Source organism: Geminicoccus sp., from assembly GCF_036263595.1.
Lineage (GTDB): Bacteria > Pseudomonadota > Alphaproteobacteria > Geminicoccales > Geminicoccaceae > Geminicoccus.
Map to the genome: position 1 here is coordinate 1 of NZ_DATAGQ010000120.1, position 17482 is coordinate 17482.

Below are 17482 nucleotides of genomic sequence, written 5' to 3' on the forward strand. Positions count from 1 at the left end.
CGATTCCCTGATCCGGAACAGCACCTGGTCGGTGCGGCCGGGCCCGACGAAGCTGCCGCCCTGCACCTCGACCTCCCCGATCCGCAGAGTGAGCCCGTTGCCGGTGACCGGGAAGGCCCTGGGCGAGCTGGCCACGATGTCGATGAGGGCGACCTGTCGTCCGTCCCGGTCGCTGCCGATGCTGCGCTGGAACGTGATCTCGTTCTCCTCGTCGGGCATGGCCGCCTGCTGCAGCGTCTGGGCCTGGGCTGCCATGCGCAGGCTAGGTGCTGCCGCCGCGGCTATGCTGGTTGTCCCTGGCGGGTAGGCGGCAGGTGCGCGCGAGAGGCGGAGGTCGGCGACATAGGCCACGCCGCGGCTCTGCTTGCCGAACGAGAACTCGATGCTCCGCACCCGCTCCAGGTCGACGCCGCGGAAGATGCTGGTGGGAATGCGCAGCCCGTCCAGCACTGGATGACGAACGAAATAGTAGCCCTCGAAGTCGACGCCGCCCGGCGCATAGACACTGCCGTAGCCAGCCACCGACACAGGCGTGGAGCGACGGCCGCCGATATCGATCAGCCGGATCTCTCCGTCGAGTTCGACATTGTCCTTGATCGGCGGATTCTCATAGCAGTCGGGATAGGCCAGCTCGCCGCCGCAACCGACGCTCATCCGCACCTCGAGGCTCGAATAGATGCGGGCGTTGACCGACTGACCGGCCTTGGCGAACGTCACGACGGCTCTGGACGGCTTGGCCGGCGTCGCATTGCGCCACGACAGCGCCAGGCCGCTGATCTCGTGGTCGGGGATCGTGACGGGCTTGGCCTGCATCCGCGTCAGCTTGTGGGCCACGCCCACCTTGCTGCGCAGACTCGTGGCCTGGAACCGTTCCAGCACCTTGCTCACGCTCGCATCCGGGGAGGACGACCAGGCCTGGGTATAGCGCGTGAGGTTGCGGAATGGCTCGGCCGGCTGGTGCGTGCTGTCCAGGAGCCGCGCGAAGACCGGATTGGCGTTGCGACCGACGGTCGCGCGGAAGAAGCCCATGACAGGGGCCACCGCCGTCTCACGCTGTTTGGCGGAGCCGACCGTCTGCCCGAACAGTGGAGCATGGCCAACGCAGCCGGAGGAATCGGACTCCTGCCACTCGGTGTTGTAGAAGTTGTGGTTGGCGCCCCAGACCGTGAAGGCTGCCTTGAACGCCTTGGTCGTCTCCCGGTCCGACTGCATGGCGCGCTCGAAGAACCGCAGCCCTTCCAGGTCGGACACGTCGCCGTCGCACAGCGGCAGAAGCACCGTGTACGCGAGGTTCAGCGGACGCGGCTGGTTCTCCTGGAAGTCGGTCGGGGCGATCGCAAACAGGCCGCGCACCAGCGTGTTGGTGGGCAGGCGCCGGGCCCAGGGCTCCGTCTTGTCGCGGAGCAGCTCAACGGCGGCAACGATGCCATCGCCGCCACGTGAGTGGCCCAGCATACCGATATTGGCGAAGTCGAGCTGGCCGCGCAGGTTGAAGCCGATCGTGCTGGGCGCACCACCAGCGCGGCTCCACTGGCCGAGCTTCTCGAGGTGCCGCAGGATCAGCCTGCCGCGGCGAAGGATCAATCCGGGGTCGTCAAAGCTGTCGGGGGCCGCGTTCACGCCGCGATTGGCGTTGATGGAGACGACCACGTAGCCCCACTCCGCCAGGCGCTGCGCCAGGTAGCGATAGCCCAGGTGGCTGGGGGCCTGGACATAGCCCTTAGGGCAGCGTCCGTCATATGTGTACGAAGTATCATCATCCACCCGGATCTTGCGGGTGCGATCATACCGTCCACAGGTAGAATGGTTCCCGTGGAGAAAGACGAGAAGCGGGCGCGGCACGCTGACCGGTGCGTTCTTGGGGTACCAGACGGCCGCCGCCAGATCGGTCTTCAGCTCGTCGGACAACTCCCTGTCGAGCTTGGCAGGCAAGGCATAGCTGCCTTCGCCGACGACATACGGCCCGCGTCTCGTCGGATCGGGCGCCGTACCGGCATGGGCCGATCCCATGGCGATCAGCATGATCGCCGTCAGCATCAGCCAACGCGTAACTCTGACCGTCAGCACCATTTCCCCCAAGCACAGATCTACACAAGGCGAAGCGGATGACCGCTTCGGGATGCCGATGATGGCGCAGGGTGGATCGCCTCTGCCGCTGCGCCTGTCAAATCCAAGTTTACCAATGTTTCATGATTCTGCTGCGGGGGCAGCATCCATGCCGCACCGGACGCATCAGGAGGTTGCAGGAGGCCAGCGCTTCTTCGCGTCCAGATCATCAAGGACGAGATGGCTGCGGACATAGCTGGTGGTAGCGTCGACGACCGGCTGATGATCCCAGGAGGTCCAGGCACCCTGGCGCATGGCTGCATCGACCAGCCTCCGCCGTTTCTGGCTGGCTATGACCTGCGCGCGGAGTGCATGCGGATCGGCATGGCGGGCCAACTCCGCCTGGAACTGTCGCACCAGATCCTGGTGCTCAGGCAGATGCGCCAGGTTGAACTGCTCATGAGGATCGGCTGCAACATCGTAGAGCTGGTCCGGGTCCGGCAAGGACGACACGAACTTCCACCGGTTGCGGCGGATCATGAACAGGGGTGCGATCGCGCCCTCGGCCAGATACTCGCCGATCGCCTCGTCATGGCCATCGCTGCTGCCGGTCAGATGTGGCATCAGCGACCGGCCATCCAATGGTGCTGCATGGCGGGGCCCTGTCTCCGAGATGTCGATCAGCGTGGGCAGGACATCGACCAGCGAGACCACCTCAGGCACATGCCGCGGACCGAACAGGAAGGGGGCATGGACAAGGAGAGGGACTTTCGACGAGGGGTCGAACCAGCTCATCTTGTACCAGAGGCCACGCTCGCCGAGCATGTCGCCATGGTCGGAGGTGAAGACGATCACCGTCCGCTCGGCCCGGCCGGTTTCCTCCAATGCCCGGAGGATCAGACGGAGCTGCTCGTCGACATAGGTGATCGATGCGTAGTAGCTGCGCCGGGCACGACGGACCATGTCCTCGGTGATCTCGAACTCGTCCATGGCCGATACGTGCCGCAACCGTGCCGAATGAGGATCGAGTGGCACAGCCGCCGCGCTGATGGCCGGCAGATCGATAGCAGCAAGATCGTAGCGGTCGGCGAATTCCGGCCGCTGGACGTAGGGATCATGGGGGTGGGTCAGCGACACCATCATGAACATGGGCCGACCGTCATTGTCGCGCGCGGCATCGTAGATCTCGCGGCGCGCCGCCTGGACCACCTCCTCGTCATAGTCCAGCTGATTGGTTCGAAAGGCTGTGCCCGCATCCCGGACGTTTACCATGTTGTGGTACCAGGACGGCCGGACCTCCGGCTGTTCCCAGTCCGGGGTCCACCCATAGTCCGACGGATAGATGTCGGTCGTCAGCCGTTTCTCGAACCCGTGGAGCTGGTCCGGACCGCAGAAATGGGTTTTGCCGGATAGAACGGTACGGTAGCCGGCTGCACGAAGATAATGGGCAATGGTCGGCAGGTCGGCCGGAAAATCGGCCGCGTTGTCATAGGCACCGATACGCGACGGCAGCGCTCCGGTGAGCATGGAAAAGCGGGATGGCGAGCAGAGGGGAGCATTGCAATAGTTGTTCTCGAACAGGACACCAGCTTCGGCCAAGCGCATGAGGGTCGGCGCCTGGACAACAGGATGGCCGTGCATCGGCAGCCATCGCACCGCGAGTTGATCGACCTGGAAGAGGAGGATGTCCGGACGCATGAGGGCTCACTAGGACAAGGATAGATCCCTCCTGCGGATGGCACATCGTTCGCAACAGCGATACAGCGAGCGTAAGCTGGCGTACTTCATATTGCGTTGAGCAACTCGGTCGCGGCCGCGCGACCAGAGAGCCACGCAGCCTCTACGCGGGCACCGATGCACCAGTCTCCAGCGGCGAAGAGCTTCAACTCGGGGTCCCGCAGGCAGGGTTCGTGCATGGGACGAGCCACCTTGCTGTGTGGCCAGAAGTGGGCGTGCTTCCAGCAGACCGGCGGCGGACGCCGACCGATCAGCAGGGCAAACTCGTCAAGCAGCAGATCCGCGACCTCGGTCGTGCCGCGCGTCCGGTGGATGGCCGAGAAGGCGGCCCGCGCGTGGATGGTCCAGGCCTCGGCCGCCTGTCTGCCGGGCTTGCTGTTGTTCCGCGCCGCAAACACAATCGGACCATCTCCGGGCTCGGTCACGTCGAAGTCGACGGGCACGCGGTCGGCGAAGATGGCCATCGCCGACCAGCATGGGTCCAGGCGGACCCGGTCCATCAGGTCATGCATCGGGTGGAACGCCAGGAGCCGCTGCGCGTCAGGTGCCGGTACACAGGTGACGACGGCGTCGAACCGGCCAAGAGATCGTCCGGCAGCACAAAGTTGCCATAGATGGCCGCTGCGCTTGATCTCCTCGACGCATTGCCCTGAGCAGACCGACAGGCCCTGCAATTGGGTGGCCGCGAGCGCGTCCATGCCGGGAACGCCGACATGGCGCGCGCGGGGGACCGGATCCGACGATACCGCTTCCCAGACAGCAGCGCGCCCTTCGGCAACCCACTGCTGCGCGATCCGCCGGAAGTCGGGATGCTGCACGGTGAAGTACTGCGCGCCGACATCGAAGCTGGCGTCCTCAACCGACAGATGTGCCAGTCGTCCCCCTGGATAGCGGCCCTGGTCGAACACAGTTGGCATCAGGCCGGCGTCCGCGAGCGAGCGGGCGCAGGCCGCTCCTGCCGTCCCAGCGCCGATGACCGCGATCTGCACCATCCCATCTCCCTAGCCACGATGGCAGCTTGGGGCGTCGCGGCGGCGATGGGAAGAAGCGATGCCTCGTACGGATAGCTAACGAGGACGATGCACCCAAATCGCCCGTCAGCTCGCCACGCGCTGCCCAGCTTGCGTGAAGGCGGCGAGATCCTCGACCACGCTGTCGAGCATGAACATGCCCCGCGCTTCGCCATAGTCGTAGAAGACGTCGTTCGGATCAGTCGAAACCTGACGCTTCAGCCGGTCGACCGCCAGGCGAAGAACGGTTTCGACAGCATCGAGCGATTTGTGAGGCGCCGAGATCAGCTGGTTCTCGGCTTCCTCGATCTGCTGATCGATACGATCAACATCACGCTCGATCTCGCTGAGGCCGCACTGCTGCTCGGCCATGGACGCCTCCGCGACCATGTCCTCGATCTCCCTCGCCGACATCCCGGCCATCTTGAGCGGTTCGATTGCCCAGTCGGGAAGCACCGAACGCATGCGGTCCTGGCGCTCTATCAGCGCATCGCGCTTGCGATGGAGGTCATTGATCCGCCGGATGAGAAGCATGTTGTTCACGACAGTCATCTCTTCGATGCCCCCAACGGTCGTTGTAGCGCCCTATAGGACGACTTGATGTTACCTTGACCGAAGTGTGTCAACATTTCGAAATCCTCAATAACTATTGCCGCTGTTGCGTTAAAGATCCCTAAAATTTTGCTGATATATGAGTTTAAGATGTCCCGCTCGACCACCGACGATCATTTTCTGTAGGAGAATCAGGGCTTCTTGCGCTGATCCCGTTCCGGCGTTTCGCGCGTTAGGTGAACTTTTGTGAGGCTGGGTCCAGCGGCCAGGGTGGAACCGCCAATTCGGCGCTGGACGTGGAGCCGTCGAGACTCATATTTCTATGAGGTCCGCCGCTTCCTTGTTGCACTGATGTCACATAAGAACTCGCCTTCTGGTCTGGGACTCGATCGTGCGGCCATGTCTCTGCCGAGGCAGCCTATCGGCCTGCGGCTCCGGAACTACCTGCTCGCCGGGATGATCGTCACGGCGCCCCTGCTCATCACGGCCTATGTCGTGTGGCAGGTGGTCGGGTTTTTCGACGGCTGGATGAACTCGATCCTTCCGGCGAAGTGGAATCCCGAAACCTATATGCCGTTCAGCCTTCCCGGCCTGGGGCTGCTGATGGCACTGGCGTTCCTGGTGCTGATCGGCTGGTCGACGGCCGGCCTGATCGGTCGAACCATTGTCCGCTGGGGTGAGCTGCTGCTCGCGCGCATGCCGATCGTCCGGTCGATCCACGCAACGCTCAAACAACTGTTCGAGACCTTGTTCGCGCAGCAGGCGAGGGCGTTTCGCGAAGTCGTCATGGTGGAGTTCCCGACCGAGGGCCAGTGGTCGGTGGGCTTTCTGACTGGCGACGCTCCGATGGCGCTTGGTGACGAACTCGAGGGGCCACACGCCTCGGTGTTCGTACCACTGACACCGAACCCAACCTCAGGCTTCATCGTCTTCGTACCCCGCAGCCGCATCAGGGTGCTGCCGATCAGCGTCGACGAAGCGTTCAAGCTCATCCTGTCTTTCGGGATCGTCGGGGGTGTCAAAACCGCCAAGCCTTCAGCCGCCGTCGAGGAGCCCGAGAGCGTCCGTGCGCCGGAAAACGTGTAGTAGAATGCGAAGCGCGCGCCCTTGCGGCGCGGTGAGCATAGGATCGTCGCCCAGCATGCGCCGGGCCGAGGACGCGGCGAGCGTGACGAGCTCGGCGTGACGAGCCAGGTCCGCCAGCTTGAACTCGGGCATGCCGCTCTGGCGATCTCCCAGGATCTCACCTGGCCCACGCAGGGACAGGTCCTGCTCGGCCAGATAAAATCCGTCATCGCTTGCCCGCAGGGATGCGAGGCGCGCCTTGGCCATGGCGGAGATCGGGTTTCGCCACAGCAGGATGCACGCGGACGGCGTAGGTCCCCTGCCGACCCGGCCGCGCAGCTGATGTAGTTGCGCCAGCCCGAACTTCTCCGCCGCCTCGATGACGATCAGCGTCGCCTGCGGGACGTCTACGCCGACCTCGATCACTGTCGTCGCGAGGAGGAGAGGAGTGCGACCTTCGACGAAGTCGGCCATAGCGGCATTCTTTGCCACTTCCTTGAGCCTGCCGTGGACCACGCCGACGGCGGTATCAAATCGCTCGCGAAGGGCCAGCACGCGCGCCTCCACTGCGGATCGGTCCTCCTCCTCTCCCATATCGATTGCCGGGCAGACCCAATAGATGCGCTCGCCACGCTCGAGCCTTCGCTGGACAGCCGCGTAGATCTCCTCGATCCGGTCCATCGGCACGGCTGCGGTGGCGATGGGCAGGCGCCCGGGCGGACGCTCCGCGATGATGCTGACCGCGATGTCGCCGTGCATGCTCATCGCGGCCGTCCGGGGGATCGGCGTCGCGGTCATCAGGAGCAGGTCCACTGCGCGGCCCTTCGAGCGAAGCGTGAGGCGCTGCCGGACCCCGAAGCGATGCTGTTCATCGACGACGGCCAGCGCCAGGTTGGTGAAGGCCGCCTCGTCCTTCAGCAGGGCATGCGTACCGACGACCAGGGCCGGTTCCCCGGAGCGCAGGCGTTCCAGGATCGCCGCGCGATCCTTGCCCTTGATGCGGGCGGCCAGCAGCAATGGGGCCAGCCCCATCGGCGCCAGCAATCTGCCCAGCCCAGCGGCGTGCTGTGTCGCCAGCACTTCCGTCGGCGCCATCAAAGCCGCCTGACAGCCAGCCTCATAGGCAGCCAGCATCGCGAGCAGCGCCACCAAGGTCTTGCCCGACCCGACATCCCCCTGCAGGAGTCTGAGCATCGGTGCCGGGGAAGCCATGTCGGCGACGACCTCATTGACCGCGCGTTCCTGATCGGACGTCAGTTGGAACGGCAGGGAGGCGATAAGCTGTCGTCGAAGCCTGCCGTCCCCTTGGGTGCTCCTGCCCGATGCCCTCTCGCGCGCGCGCCGGGCGATTGCAAGGCCCAGCTGGATCGACAGCAGCTCGTCCATTGCAAGGCGGGCACCTGCCGCTCGATCAGGAGCCGCATGGGCCAGACGCAGCGCTTCGTCGAACCGGGGCCACCCGGCGGCGCGCAGCAACCCGTCTTCCTGCCACTCCTCAAGCAACGGGAGTTTCTTCAGGGCTCGCCGTACCAGGCCACGCAGGACGCCCTGGTGCAGACCCCCGATCGAGGGATAGACCGGAATCGGGAGATCGGCCTCGGCGGGATCGAGCCTTTCCGGGTGAGCCATCTGCCAGCGGCCGTTGAATCGCTGCAGCCGGCCGTGGATCAGGAGGTCCCTGCCGACCGTGAACCGCTGCTCGAGCATGCTTCTTGGTGTCTTGAAGAACACCAGCTCGACGTCGCCGGCGGGACCCTCGGCGTGGATGCGGGTCGGGCGGGTCGGGATCATGGTGTGCTGATGGGACAGGATCCGGACACGCAGCGTACGGGACCTGCCCTCGTCCTCGTCCGACAACGCCGCCATCGGGCGCGATTCGAGGAAGGAAGAGGGAAGATGCATGAGCAGATCGAGCACCACCGGATCGGCGGCCTGAAGGAGCCGGGCCAGGCGGCGCTCCAGGGCAGGTCCCACGCCTTGAAGGCCGCGCAAGGGCGCGAACAGAGGCAGGAGGATCGACGGGCGCTCATGTGGCATGGCGACCGGCTGGTACGTGCCGTCCTTGGAACCGTCCCCCATCTCCGCTAGACCGCACACCTCTTAGATCGCGACGACGCCCGCCCGGAGCGCTGCGAATGACCGAGACCATCGAAGATCGCAAGAAGCGCTTGTTCTACCTCAGCCATCATCGGGGGCAGGTCGAGAACGACATCCTGCTGGGGCGCTTCGCCAGAGCCTACCTGCATCAGTTCGACGAGGCATCCCTGGACGCCTACGAGCGCTTCCTCGGCGAGGCCGACGTCGACATCTGGGCCTGGATCACCGGGATGCAGCCGCTTCCGCCAAGGCACGACAACGAGGTCTTCGCGTTGATCCGTGCCGAGGCACAAGGGAAAGCCTGATCCTGATGTCCGTCGCTTCCGTAGCACCCACGACGACTGCCAGCGCCACCCGGCCGCGCAAGATCCTGCTGGCGCGCGGGGTCGGCGGTCTGGATGCACTTCACCTGGCGCGGCGGATCGCCAAGAACGGCAGTTCGACCGTCTTCGTGGCGCGGGATGCGGAACGGGCGGCGCAGTTTGCGGCCCAGTTCGCCTTCTTCGCTCCATCGATCCCCGTCCTGCCGTTCCCGGCCTGGGACTGCCTACCCTACGACCGAATCTCCCCGAATGCCGGGATCATGGCGACGCGGCTGGCGACGCTTGCCGGACTTGGCGAGAAGGGCAGCTCTCGCCTGGTGCTGACCACGGTGAACGCGCTGACCCAGCGGGTGCCGGCGCCCGACGTGGTGCGCAGCGGGCGCCTGGTGGTGAAGGCAGGAACTCGGATCAAGCGGGACGATCTGGTCGCGCATCTTGAGCGAAACGGCTTTCGCCGCGCCGGGACCGTGGTCGAGGCGGGCGAGTATGCCGTCCGGGGCGGGCTCCTGGATCTCTGGCCGACTGGCCAGCCGGAGCCGCTGCGCCTGGACTTCTTCGGCGCGGTGCTGGAGACCATCCGCAGCTTCGACGCGCTCACGCAGCGGAGCAGCAGCAAGCACGAGCGGATCGTGCTCCAGGCGGTGAGCGAGGTCACGCTGGACCCGGCCTCGATCGACCGGTTCAAGACGGCCTACCTCCAGCGATTCGGGGCGGTCACCGGCGATCCGCTTTTGGAGGCTGTCTCAGCAGGCAGGCACTTTCCGGGCATGGAGCACTGGCTGCCCTTGTTCCACGAAAAGCTGGTCACGCTCTTCGATCACCTCGGCAGCGGCTGGACCATTGCGTTCGACCATCATGCCGACGAGGCGATCGAGGCCCGGCAGGCTCTGGTCGGCGAGCACTACCGGGCACGCCAGGAGCCGGCACCCAAGGGGACGAGCTTCGGTACGACGGTCTACCGGCCACTACCGCCGGAACTGCTCTATCTCGACGAGAACGCCCTGGCCCGGCAGCTGGCGGACCGGCCGTCGCTCACCTACTCCCCGTCACCCCCGCCGCTCACGAAGCCGCAGGGGATCGACCTCGTCGTCGACCTGGGTGCCCGGCCGGTCCGCGACTTCACCCAGGAGCGGCAGGACCGCAACATCAACCTTTTCCAGGCGATCGCCGACCACGTCCGCGACCTGACCCGTGAGGGCAAGGACCCGATCCTGGCGACGCACTCGGAAGGCTCGGCCGATCGACTTCGGACGGTGCTGGGTGATCACGGGCTGCCCGGCCTGCCGGTCGTGACGAGCCTGGCCGAGGCAGACGCCAAGCCGGGTGCCAAGCTTGCGGTCCTGCCGATGGAGCGCGGGTTCTACACGACCGACATCATCATCCTGGGCGAGGTCGACCTTCTCGGCGACCGCCTCCAGCGGTCAGCTACGCGGCGCAAACGCGCCGACAAGTTCATCCAGGACCTCTCGGTGCTGGCCGAGGGCGATCATGTCGTCCATGCGGAGCACGGCATCGGCCGGTTTGAAGGGCTGATCACCCTTGAGATCGGCGGCGCACCCCATGACTGCCTCAAGGTCGTGTACGCCGGCGGCGACAAGCTGTTCATTCCGGTCGAGAACCTGGAGATCCTGTCCCGCTACGGCCATGCCGATCAGGCCGTGCAACTCGACAAGCTGGGCGGGGCCGGCTGGCAGGCACGAAAGGCAAAGGTCAAGCAGCGGGTCCGCGAGGTCGCGCAGGAACTGCTGGCGATCGCTGCCCAGCGCGCACTGCGCAAGGGGCAGCCGCTGGAAACGGCTCCCGGTCTGTACGACGAGTTCGTAGCGCGGTTCCCGTACGAGGAGACGGAGGACCAGCTGAGTGCCATCGAGGCGGTGCTGACGGACATGGCCAGCGGCCAACCGATGGACCGCCTGATCTGCGGCGATGTCGGCTTCGGCAAGACCGAGGTGGCCCTGCGCGCGGCATTCGTGGCGGCCGCGGCCGGTCGCCAGGTCGCGGTGCTGGCACCCACGACGCTACTTGCCCGGCAGCACTACCGCGTGTTCACCGAGCGCTTCGCGGATCTGCCCATCCGCGTCGAGCAGCTCTCCCGCTTCGTGCCAGCCAAGGCCCAAAAGCAGGTCAAGGCCGAGCTGGCGGAGGGCAGGGTGGACATCGTCGTCGGCACCCATGCGCTGCTGGCCAAGGATGTCCAGTTCAAGGACCTGGGCCTCGTCGTTATCGACGAGGAGCAGCATTTTGGCGTCGTGCACAAGGAGCGCATGAAGCAGTACCGCGCCGAGGTGCACGTGCTGACCATGACGGCGACGCCGATCCCGCGCACGCTCCAGATGGCGCTGGGGGGGATGAAGGACATGAGCGTCATCTCGACGCCGCCGGTCGACCGCCTGGCCGTGCGCAGCTTCGTGATGCCGACGGACCCGGTGGTGATCCGGGAAGCGCTCATGCGGGAGCACTATCGCGGCGGCCAGAGCTTCTATGTCTGCCCTCGCATCTCAGACCAGGACAAGCTGGCGGAGGACCTGCGCAAGCTGGTGCCTGAGCTGAAGATCGGTATCGCGAACGGGCGGATGGCGCCGAAGGACCTCGAAGAGACGATGGGGCAGTTCTACGACCATCGGATCGACGTGCTCCTGGCCACGAACATCGTCGAGAGCGGGCTCGACATCCCGTCGGCCAACACGCTGATCGTCCACCGCGCCGACCTGTTCGGGCTTTCCCAGCTCTATCAGCTTCGGGGGCGCGTGGGTCGGTCGAAGGTTCGCGGCTATACCTACCTGACGACCCCCGACAAGCAGTTGGCCGACACGGCGGAGCGGCGCCTCAACGTCATCCAGTCGCTGGAAGGGCTGGGCGCCGGGTTCCAGCTCGCGAGCCATGACCTGGACATTCGTGGTGCCGGCAATCTGCTTGGCGACGAACAGTCCGGCCATGTGAAGGAGGTAGGCTTCGAGCTCTACAACTCGATGCTCGAGGAGGCGATCGCGGCAGCCAAGGCCGGCGCGCAGGGCGGGCCGGACGAGGCACCGACCGACTGGACGCCGCAGATCACGGTGGATGCCGCGGCTCTCATGCCCGAGAGCTGGATCGGCGATGTCGATCTGCGGCTTGCCATGTACCGCCGCCTGGCTTCGCTGACCGAGCTCGAGGAGATCGACGGCTTCGCGGCCGAGCTGGTGGACCGGTTCGGCAAGCTTCCGCCCGAGACCGAGAACCTGCTCGCCATCATTGCCGTCAAGCTGCTGTGCAAGCGTGCCAATGTGGCCAAGCTCGACGCAGGACCGAAGGGAATCGTGCTGAGCCTCCACCAGAACAGGTTCCCGCAGCCGGACAAGCTGATCGGGCTGATCTCGGACAGCAAGGGCAAGATGAAGGTCCGCCCGGACCACAAGATCGTCTTCGTCCAGGAAACGAAGAGCCCCGGCGAGCGGCTCAAGGTCGCGAACAGGCTCATGGACCAGCTGGCACGGCTCGCGGCCTAGATGCGGACGGGCCAGCTCTCCATGCGATAGGCGCTGTCCCAGAACATCCACTCGTACTGGCACGAGCGGTGGTAGGCCTGCCTCATCGCGGCGGTGGTCGACGGCGATGCCTCGGCCGCCAGACGGTCGGCCACGTCCTCCACGGCGAGGACCGCATCCCCGAAGCTCTGGTCGGCGTAGGTCTCGATCCAGGCGGAGAACGGGTTGTCGGCGACCGTGACCTCGGCGATCCGGCGCCCGACATCCCAGTAGATGCGGAAGCACGGCAGGATCGCCGCCACGCCCACCGCCAGCCCATCGCGCGCGATGCTGGCCTGCAGGAAGTCGGTATAGGCCAGGCAGGTCGGTGACGGCTCGGCCATGGCCACCTGCTCGGGCGTGATGCCGAACAGCTCGAAGTAGCTGGCATGCAGCGCCCGCTCGACCTGGATCGCACCGTCGGCCGACTTGGCGAACAGCGAGATGGTGGCGGGCTCGGGTGCGACCGAGGCGATCCTTGCCAAGACGCGGCCATACTCCAGCAGATAGATGGCGTCCTGGACGACGTAGTGCTGGAACCGCCTCGGCTCCAGCGTCCCAGCGGCCAGCTCCCGGTTGAACGGCAGCGCCAGGATACGCTTCAGCAGGTCCGCGGTTTCATGGCGCATGGAGGCCGAAAAGGAGACGGTCATCTGGGGGTCCAGAGGTTGTGGAAGTGGTGGACAGGACCGTGGCCGTGGCCGACCGCCAGTTCGTCCGCATGGAGGATGGCGCCGGTCAGCCAGGACTTGGCGGCCCTGACCGCCTCCAGCGGGTCATGCGTGGGCAGGAGTGCCGCGATCGCCGACGAGTAGGAGCAGCCGGTGCCGTGGGTGTTCTTCGTGGGGATCCGGCGCGCCGGCAGCTCCACGACGCGCCCGCCGTCCGCGAACAGGTCCGGTGCGTCGTCGGTGCCAAGATGTCCTCCCTTCAGCACCAGGGCGGCCGGTCCGAGGGCCAGCAGCGGTGGGACCAGGCCATGCATCCCGGCCAGCGTGGTCGGCTCGTCGCCTCCGGTCAGCACGGCCGCTTCGGGGAGGTTGGGAGTCAGCACGGTAGCCAGCGGGCACAAGCACTCGCGCACAGCCGCCACCGCCTCCTCGGCGAGCAGCCGGTCGCCGCCCTTGGCGACCATCACCGGGTCAACCACGATGTTCCTGGCACCATGCGCCTGCAAACGATCGGCGATGATCGCAGCCAGTTCGGCCGTAGCAACCATCCCGACCTTCACGGCGTCGATCCGGACATCAGCGAACAGCGTGTCGATCTGCTGCGCAACGAACGCTGCCGGAACCGGATGCACGCCCGTCACGCGCTGCGTGTTCTGGGCCGTCAGCGCGCTGAGCACGGCGCAGCCATAGGTCTGCATGGCCGCGAACGTCTTGAGGTCCGCCTGGATGCCGGCACCGCCGCTGGGATCGGAACCGGCGATGGTCAGGATGTTGTGGATCAAGAGGCGCCCCTTTCACGTGCATCCCGGACAGCGCTCAAGAGCTGCCGGGCTGCAGCCTCGGGATCAGCGGCATGAGCCACGGCCGTCACCACCGCGATGCCGTCGGCACCGGCCCGGATGGCGTCGCCGGCGTTGTGCAGCCCGATCCCGCCGATCGCCACGACCGGAAGATCCAGTCGGCCGCGGATGCACCGGAAGGCCATCGCCCCCAGTGGCGGCGCCGCGTCCAGCTTTGTACTGGTCGCAAAGATCGGGCCAAGGCCGACATGGTCCACCACCGCCGGATCGACGGTCCCGATCTCATCCATGCTCGTGACGGACAGTCCGATGATCGCGTCGGGACCGGGGATGGCCCTGGCGGCAGGGGACGGCAGATCGTCCTGGCCGACATGCGCACCGTCAGCACCGGCCGCGAGCGCCACGTCGACCCGGTCGTTGACGATCAGGGGAACGCCCATCCCGGCGACCCGGGCCCGGATCGCACCGGCCAGTTCGATCAGGCGGCGCGCGCTGGAAGTCTTGTCCCTGAGCTGGAGGATCGTGGCTCCGCCACGAGCGGCGGCATCGGCGAGATCCGCAATGCGCGCCGGTGGCGTCGTGGCCGTGTCCAGCACGACATAAAGGCCAAGATCCACATGACGCCTCACGTGAGCTTCGCCCGCCCGATCAGCATCGTCCGGTCGATCCTGGCCAGACTGTCCAGGATGCTCACCTGCAGCGAGCCCGGCCCTTCGCTCTGGCCGCATACCAACTCCCCGGCGACCCCGAGGATGGTGCAGGCGGCAAGCGCCGCCAGGATGCGGTCTTCCTCGACAGCCAGACAGGCTGCGGTCAACGCGCTGAGCGTGCATCCGAGGCCGGTGACGCGGGTCATGCGTTCGTCGCCGTTGGCACAGGAAACAACCCGCTCGCCATCGGTTACGTGATCGACGGCCCCGGTGACGACCACGCAGGATCCCGTGGACAGAGCCAGCCCGCGGGCGGCATCGAGTGCCGCATCGCTGCCCGTGGTGCTGTCGACACCCTTGGTGGTGCCGGAACTGCCCACGAGCGCCATGATCTCCGAGCCATTGCCCCGGATGACCGCCGGCCGGTGGCGAATAAGGTTGTGGGCCGTCTCGGTGCGAAGGCGCGTGGCTCCCGCACCGACCGGGTCCAGGACCCAAGGCTTGCCCGCACCGTCCGCCTTGGCGACAGCAAGATGCATTGCTTCGATCCAGGGCCGGGACAAGGTGCCGATGTTCACGACCAGGGCGTCGGAGATCGCGACGAACTCCTCGACTTCCTCCGCGGCATGCACCATGGCCGGTGACGCGCCCACCGCCAGCAAGGCATTGGCCGTCGAGTTCATCACGACATAGTTGGTAATGTTGTGGACGAGCGGCCGGCGGCTTCTCAGCGCATCGAGCACCCGTCCCACGTCCTGGGACATCTTCCTTGGCCTCCCTTCGCTGGCATGACCCAGATCAGGTTCAACGGGTTTGATCTCAGTCCGCCGGTCACGACGAACACCCCTTGGCGGGCTTGAGGATGGTCCGATTGCGACCGATGTCAACCGCAGGCGAGCGCCCGCATTGTCAACCAGAAGGAAGCGTCCGCACGTGAACGTCCTGCTCTATCTTCATGACAGCGCCCTGCTCCACGACACGGGACCGGGCCATCCCGAGCGGCCGGCGCGCTACCGGGCGGTCGTCGAGGCGCTGGATCAGCTGGACGCCCCGTGGCTGCTTCGGCAGGAAGCCCCGGAGGCATCGATCGAGCAGGTGAAGCGCGTCCATGACGTTGCCTATGTCGACGCCCTCCTGGAGGCCCTGCCGGACCAGGGCCTCGTGCAGATCGACGCCGATACCATCGGCTCGCCCGGCAGCCGCGAGGCAGCCTTGCGCGCGGCCGGTGCTGCCGCCTCGGCGGTGGATGCGATCTTGTCCGGTCGGGCCAAGCGCGCCTTCTCGGCAATGCGGCCGCCTGGGCATCATGCCGAGAGCAACCGTGCGATGGGCTTCTGCCTGTTCAACAGCGTAGCCGTGGGCGCAGCCCAGGCTCGTACCGTGCATGGTGTCGGCAGGATCGCGATCGTCGACTTCGACGTCCACCATGGGAACGGCACCCAGGAGATCTTCTGGTCCGATCCGCAGACGCTTTACGTCTCGACGCACCAGTCACCACTCTACCCCGGCACGGGAGCCGACAACGAGCGAGGCGCACGCGACAACATCCTGAACATACCCTTGCGCTCGGGCACCGACGGTACGTTCTTCCGCAAGGTGGTGGCCGACCGCGTCATCCCGGTGCTCGACCGGTTCGCGCCGGAACTGCTGCTGATCTCGGCAGGGTTCGACGCGCATGAAGCCGACCCGCTTGCAAGCCTGCGCCTGACGGAGGAAGACTTCGCCTGGGTGACGAAGCAACTCGTCGCCGTGGCCGACCGTCATGCGCAGGGGCGGGTAGTATCGGTGCTGGAAGGCGGCTACGACGTCGACGCGCTCGGCCGGAGCGTCAAAGCCCATGTCTGCGCGCTCGCTGGCCAAGAGTGAGCGGAGGAAGAGCAGCCCTGTGACCGAAACGAACAAGCAGATGAGCTTCGAGGCTGCGCTCGGAGAACTGGAGAAGCTGGTTCAGGAGCTGGAGCGCGGCCAGCTGGACCTGGACGATGCGATCTCGGCCTATGAGCGCGGTACGGCACTCAAGGAGCTGTGCCGGCAGAAGCTGGCGGACGCGCAGATGCGGGTGGAGAAGCTGTCGGTGAACGCCGCTGGCGAGCCCCGCGTCGAACCCTTCGATCCCTCCCGCTGACGTCGGCCGTCCACCTTGCTCACCAGCTTTCTTCAGGATACGGCCGCCAGCGTGGAGGCGGAGATCGACCGGCTGCTTGGTTCGCCTGCGGATCACGCGGCGCCGAGGCTGGTCGAGGCCATGCGTTACGCGGCACTCGGCGGCGGCAAGCGGCTGCGGGCAGCACTCGTGCGAGCCGTGGCGGATGCCCTGGCCGGCGCTAGCCAGTCGAACTGGATGGCCACCGCTGCTGCGATCGAGGCCGTACATGCCTACTCGCTGATCCACGACGACCTGCCGGCCATGGACGACGCGTCCACGCGCCGTGGCCGCCCAGCCTGCCATCTCGCCTTCGATGAAGCGACCGCGGTTTTAGCCGGTGATGCTCTGCAGGCGGTTGCGTTCGAGTGGATTGCCGGGGACGCGCGGCTGCCGGAAATTGCCAGGCTGACGCTGATAGCGGGTCTGGCTCGGGCCGCCGGCGCTGCTGGCATGTGTGGCGGGCAGATGCTCGACCTGCAGGGCGAGGCGAACCCGCCGGATCTGGCAGGCCTGGAACAGATGGAGCGGCTCAAGACCGGCGCCATGATCGCCTTTGCCGCTGAAGCCGGTGCCGTCATCGCCGGTGCCGATGCGCCGGTCCGCCACCACGTCGTCGGCTGGGCGAGATGTCTGGGGCTCGCCTTCCAGATCAAGGACGACCTGCTGGATGTGGAAGGCGACGGCAGCGTGACAGGCAAGGATGCGGGGCTGGATGCCGTGCGCGGCAAGACTACATTCGTGAGTCTGATGGGTGTGAAAGCCGCGCGTGAACGGCTTGATGTGCTTGCTCTTGAGGCGAGCCACCATCTCGGCGATCTGGGCGTAGAGGTGAACTTGCTCGATTCCATCTTCCACTACGTCGTCACGCGTGATCGCTGAACC

General features: G+C 66.1%; 14 protein-coding genes, 1 pseudogene and 1 riboswitch. Of the genes and pseudogenes, 6 read left to right on the forward strand and 9 right to left on the reverse strand.

Features of this window, described 5'->3' with window-relative positions; all coding sequences use genetic code 11:
* The 4 genes and pseudogenes from VHL31_RS11045 to VHL31_RS11060 all read right to left on the reverse strand — a co-directional run.
* Window positions 1–2037, reverse strand: a pseudogene (locus VHL31_RS11045) (hypothetical protein); the annotation flags it as partial.
* Window positions 2038–2232: 195 nt separating this feature from the next.
* Window positions 2233–3744: a choline-sulfatase gene (gene betC, locus VHL31_RS11050; protein ID WP_329661266.1), complete on the reverse strand. Its 1512-nt coding sequence runs from the start codon at window positions 3742–3744 to the stop codon at window positions 2233–2235.
* Between the two features lie 86 nt (window positions 3745–3830).
* Window positions 3831–4775 (reverse strand): NAD(P)/FAD-dependent oxidoreductase, encoded by a 945-nt coding sequence (locus VHL31_RS11055; protein WP_329661267.1) that lies wholly within the window; start codon window positions 4773–4775, stop codon window positions 3831–3833.
* A 105-nt stretch (window positions 4776–4880) separates the two neighbouring features.
* Window positions 4881–5345 carry a hypothetical protein gene (locus VHL31_RS11060; protein ID WP_329661268.1) on the reverse strand — a complete coding sequence of 155 codons (465 nt, stop codon included), beginning with the start codon at window positions 5343–5345 and terminating at the stop codon, window positions 4881–4883.
* A 495-nt stretch (window positions 5346–5840) separates the two neighbouring features.
* Here VHL31_RS11060 and VHL31_RS11065 point away from each other — a divergent pair, with 495 nt between their 5' ends.
* Entirely contained in the window at window positions 5841–6431 is a 591-nt protein-coding gene (locus VHL31_RS11065; protein ID WP_329661269.1) for a DUF502 domain-containing protein, read from the forward strand.
* On the opposite strand, the gene recG is transcribed toward VHL31_RS11065, so the two are convergent.
* Window positions 6381–8489: an ATP-dependent DNA helicase RecG gene (recG, locus tag VHL31_RS11070; RefSeq protein ID WP_329661270.1), complete on the reverse strand. Its 2109-nt coding sequence runs from the start codon at window positions 8487–8489 to the stop codon at window positions 6381–6383. The two genes, VHL31_RS11065 and recG, sit on opposite strands and share 51 nt — an antisense overlap.
* A 56-nt stretch (window positions 8490–8545) precedes the next feature.
* Here recG and VHL31_RS11075 point away from each other — a divergent pair, with 56 nt between their 5' ends.
* Together VHL31_RS11075 and mfd are read left to right on the forward strand one after the other, a co-directional pair.
* Window positions 8546–8812, forward strand: coding sequence for a succinate dehydrogenase assembly factor 2 (locus tag VHL31_RS11075; RefSeq protein ID WP_329661271.1), 267 nt, complete (start codon window positions 8546–8548; stop codon window positions 8810–8812).
* Window positions 8813–8817: 5 nt separating this feature from the next.
* Window positions 8818–12315, forward strand: a complete 3498-nt coding sequence (gene mfd / locus VHL31_RS11080; RefSeq protein WP_329661272.1) for a transcription-repair coupling factor — start codon at window positions 8818–8820, stop codon at window positions 12313–12315.
* On the opposite strand, the gene tenA is transcribed toward mfd, so the two are convergent.
* The 4 genes from tenA to thiM all read right to left on the reverse strand — a co-directional run bounded on the left by tenA (window position 12312) and on the right by thiM (window position 15218).
* Complete coding sequence (gene tenA / locus VHL31_RS11085) at window positions 12312–12986, reverse strand: thiaminase II (protein ID WP_329661273.1); 675 nt, start codon at window positions 12984–12986, stop codon at window positions 12312–12314. The two genes, mfd and tenA, sit on opposite strands and share 4 nt — an antisense overlap.
* On the reverse strand, window positions 12983–13786 hold the full coding sequence (gene thiD, locus VHL31_RS11090; RefSeq protein ID WP_329661274.1) for a bifunctional hydroxymethylpyrimidine kinase/phosphomethylpyrimidine kinase: 804 nt from the start codon (window positions 13784–13786) through the stop codon (window positions 12983–12985). The genes tenA and thiD overlap by 4 nt, the downstream gene beginning before the upstream one ends.
* A complete protein-coding gene (gene thiE / locus VHL31_RS11095; protein ID WP_329661275.1) occupies window positions 13783–14433 on the reverse strand; it encodes a thiamine phosphate synthase in 651 nt (216 codons plus the stop codon). The genes thiD and thiE overlap by 4 nt, the downstream gene beginning before the upstream one ends.
* Window positions 14430–15218, reverse strand: a complete 789-nt coding sequence (thiM, locus tag VHL31_RS11100; RefSeq protein WP_329661276.1) for a hydroxyethylthiazole kinase — start codon at window positions 15216–15218, stop codon at window positions 14430–14432. The genes thiE and thiM overlap by 4 nt, the downstream gene beginning before the upstream one ends.
* A riboswitch (TPP riboswitch) is annotated at window positions 15213–15312 on the reverse strand. Its footprint overlaps the gene before it by 6 nt.
* A 75-nt stretch (window positions 15313–15387) precedes the next feature.
* Between thiM and VHL31_RS11105 the strand changes: the two genes are divergently transcribed.
* From VHL31_RS11105 to VHL31_RS11115, 3 genes are read left to right on the forward strand one after another with little or no spacing between them, the layout of a single operon-like run.
* A complete protein-coding gene (locus tag VHL31_RS11105) occupies window positions 15388–16320 on the forward strand; it encodes a histone deacetylase family protein (protein WP_329661277.1) in 933 nt (310 codons plus the stop codon).
* Window positions 16321–16339: 19 nt separating this feature from the next.
* Window positions 16340–16579 carry an exodeoxyribonuclease VII small subunit gene (locus VHL31_RS11110; RefSeq protein WP_329661278.1) on the forward strand — a complete coding sequence of 80 codons (240 nt, stop codon included), beginning with the start codon at window positions 16340–16342 and terminating at the stop codon, window positions 16577–16579.
* 15 nt (window positions 16580–16594) lie between these two features.
* Window positions 16595–17479, forward strand: coding sequence for a farnesyl diphosphate synthase (locus tag VHL31_RS11115; protein ID WP_329661279.1), 885 nt, complete (start codon window positions 16595–16597; stop codon window positions 17477–17479).
* Window positions 17480–17482: the final 3 nt, after the last annotated feature.